4 protein-coding genes are annotated in these 2369 nt (G+C 65.5%); 2 read left to right on the plus strand and 2 right to left on the minus strand.

All coding sequences use genetic code 11. The features are described 5' to 3' along the window. A partial coding sequence (locus WAN02_RS28910; RefSeq protein WP_422268821.1) for an NADP-dependent isocitrate dehydrogenase occupies window positions 1-292 on the plus strand: 292 nt, incomplete at its 5' end. Between the two features lie 4 nt (window positions 293-296). On the opposite strand, the gene WAN02_RS28915 is transcribed toward WAN02_RS28910, so the two are convergent. Both WAN02_RS28915 and WAN02_RS28920 read right to left on the minus strand, forming a co-directional pair. Next, window positions 297-1337 carry an LLM class F420-dependent oxidoreductase gene (locus tag WAN02_RS28915; RefSeq protein ID WP_422268822.1) on the minus strand — a complete coding sequence of 347 codons (1041 nt, stop codon included), beginning with the start codon at window positions 1335-1337 and terminating at the stop codon, window positions 297-299. A 10-nt stretch (window positions 1338-1347) separates the two neighbouring features. Continuing rightward, on the minus strand, window positions 1348-1779 hold the full coding sequence (locus tag WAN02_RS28920; protein ID WP_422268823.1) for a nuclear transport factor 2 family protein: 432 nt from the start codon (window positions 1777-1779) through the stop codon (window positions 1348-1350). A 118-nt stretch (window positions 1780-1897) separates the two neighbouring features. Here WAN02_RS28920 and WAN02_RS28925 point away from each other — a divergent pair. Continuing rightward, the coding region (locus WAN02_RS28925) for a PadR family transcriptional regulator (protein ID WP_422268824.1) at window positions 1898-2369 on the plus strand (472 nt) is incomplete at its 3' end.

The raw sequence follows: 2369 nt of genomic DNA on the forward strand, positions 1-2369 counted from the left end.
TCCGTCGCGCAAGACCGGTGAGCTCGACAACCGTGGCAGCCAGTTCTACCTGGCGCTGTACTGGGCGCAGGAACTCGCCGCGCAGCACGACGACGAGGAATTGCGCAAGCACTTCGCCGCGCTGGCCGAGGAACTGGGCAAGGACGAAGACGCCATCGTCGCCGAACTCGATGAAGCGCAAGGCGAATCCGTCGACATCGGCGGCTATTACCGACCGGACGACGAGAAGCTCACCGCGGTGATGCGGCCGAGCAAGACGCTCAACGCCGCGCTGGCTGAGGCGCGCGACTGATCGGTCAGTCGACCAGGCCGCGCAGCGTCTCGATCAGCTTGACCCGCTCGGCGGCCGTGCCGGCGATCGGTACCACGTTCAATGTGGTGACCCCGGCCTCGCGGAAGGCCGCCACGCGTTCCTTGACGAACCCGGGCGTGCCGATCAGCGAGACGTCACGCACCAGCTCGTCGGGAACGGCCTTGGCGGCTGCCTCTTTGTCGCCGGCCAGATAGAGCTCTTGGATGCGGTCTGCCGCTTCGCCATACCCGTATCGGGTGGCCAGGGTGTGGTAGAAGTTCTTCCCCTTGGCGCCCATACCGCCGATGTAGAGCGCCAGGTGCGGCTTCACGACTTCCCTGAGCGGCTCGACGTTTTCACCGATGGCCAGGGTCGGACCGGCGAAGACCTCGAGCCCGCCCAGGGCCGGGTCGCGGTTCGCTTTTCCGGTGGCCAGCGCCTCGCCCCAGACGTCCTGCGCCTTCTCCGGGAGGAAGAAGATGGGCTGCCAGCCCTCGGCGACCTCGGCGGCCAGCTCGACGTTCTTGGGTCCCAGCGCGGCCACGAGTATCGGGATGCGTTCCCGGACAGGTTTGTTGATGAGCTTCAGCGGCTTGCCCAGGCCGGTGCCGGCTTCAGCGGGCAATGGGATCGTGTAGTGGTCACCCTGGTATTGCAGCCTCTCGCGCCGCCACACCTGGCGGCAGATCTCGATGACCTCGCGGGTGCGGGCGATCGGCGCGTCGTAGGGCACGCCGTGGAAACCCTCGATCACCTGGGGGCCAGACGCGCCCAGACCGAGGGTGAACCGGCCGTCGGACACGTAGTCCAGACCCGCGGCGGTCATCGCGGTCAGTGTGGGCGTGCGGGTGTAGAGCTGAAGGATGCCGGATGCCAGCTCAACACGATCGGTGCTGGCGGCCAGGTATCCGAGGGCACTTACCGCGTCGAACGAATACGCCTCGGGGACGAAGACAATGTCCAAACCCGCGCGCTCGAGGTCGGCCACCTCGGCGGCCACCTCTTTGAAGCCGCCCGCGTAGTTGATCCCTAACCCGATTCGCATGCCTGGCTCCCTATGCCGTGGGGGCCTTGGCGAACTGGTCGGCCAGTTCGACGGCCTCCTGCTGGATTCTCGGAAATTGTGCGGCCATTGCTTCGGACAACGCCGTCGCACCGGAGAGCGGTCGCACCATCACCTTAAAGTCGTCGATCAGACCGTCGTCGTTGACGTGCAGGAAATCGCAACCGTTGACCGTGACGCCCGGCGCGCCGGCGATCCCGGCCTCGAACTCCAACGCGTGGTTGCCGCCGGCGCTGTCGTGGATCTCGCGGATGTAGCGAAAGTCTTCGAAGACGCGCAGCACGCCGCGCAGGATCGCCGCGGTGATCGGCTTGCCGACGTACGGCTTGAACGCCACCGGGCTGGTGAATGCCACGTCGTCGGCGAGCAAGGCCTGGATGGCCGCTTCGTCGCCTTCTTCGACTGCCTTGCGGAAGGGATGCATCGGATACCTCTGATGGTCACTTTGTTGAGTAGGTGGCCTCGACAGTAGAACGTCGGGCTGAGTATGTCCATAGGCGAATAATCAATTTTTTGAGTATTGTCTGATGTACGATCGCCGAATGTCGTTACGTGACGCCGTGTTGGTCGCGCTGCTCGAGGGGGAGTCGTCCGGCTACGACCTGGCCAAAGACTTCGACGCCTCGGTGGCGAACTTCTGGATGGCCACACCGCAGCAGCTCTATCGGGAGCTCGAACGTCTCGCCGAGCAGGGCCTGATTCAGGCGCGCATCGTCGAGCAGGAGCGCCGGCCGAACAAGCGGATGTTCTCGCTGACCGAGGCGGGTTATGAGGAGATTCGGCAGTTCACCGGGCGGCCGGCGAAGCCGTCGGCGATCCGCGACGAACTGCTCATCAAAGTGCAGGCACTCGACGTCGGCGACGCTGCGGCGGTTCGTGACCTGATCGCCGAACGCCGCGACCGGGCCGAGGCGAAGGTGCAGCGCTACGAACGGCTGCGCGACCGTATCCTCGACGGCCGCAGCGAAGACGAGTTCCTGGCCATGGCGCCACGGATAGGGCCGTACCTGACCC

Origin of the sequence: Mycobacterium sp. (genome assembly GCF_049281135.1) — a bacterium.
Classification (GTDB): Bacteria; Actinomycetota; Actinomycetes; order Mycobacteriales; family Mycobacteriaceae; genus Mycobacterium.